The sequence below is a fragment of the Neisseria sp. P0021.S006 genome, from assembly GCF_051956895.1.
This window is the reverse complement of record NZ_JBQCWZ010001049.1, coordinates 1-517: the sequence shown is the minus strand read 5'-3', so window position 1 is coordinate 517 and position 517 is coordinate 1. Positions and strand designations below refer to the sequence as shown.

At 52.2% G+C, this 517-nt stretch carries 1 protein-coding gene; it reads right to left on the bottom strand.

Going from position 1 to position 517, the window contains the following annotated elements:
* Window positions 1-517, bottom strand: a 517-nt coding sequence (locus ACTHUM_RS18655) for a glutamate--cysteine ligase (RefSeq protein WP_440403775.1), incomplete at both ends; no start/stop codon positions are given.

Sequence of the window (517 nt, the reverse complement as noted above, 5' to 3'; positions counted from 1 at the left end):
CTCCAATGCGGCAGCAAGCAAGGACAGGCGCGCCATTACGCCGTAAACGTAGAGGCGGTTGTGTTCATTGTCCACGTCGCAGTCTTTTTCGGAGCGCGGCATACCGAGCGAATCCCATTGTTCAAATACGCGTTTGCAGGCTTCAGGCGCTTCTTGGGAGTTGTCGCCGTTACCGGTAGGGATGCTGTTGGACAGCGGAACAAACACCATACCGCCGGCATTGAGGTTTTCGTCTGCACCACGGCCTTCGTGTACACGGAAGAAGCCGCCGATAACGAAACGGTCCATCATATAAACGACGGGTTCGCACACGGCGCCGTTCATGGTTTCGTAGGTATAAATACCTTCTTGGACAATGACTTCACTGACTTCCAAACCTTCTTTGACTTTTGCCATTTTATTGCGGTTTTTACGGTTCAATCCGCGCACTTCATCGGCAGATTTAACGCTCATCACGCCCATGCCGTAAGTGCCTGCGTCGGCTTTCACAATAACGAAAGGCTGGTCAGTAATACCC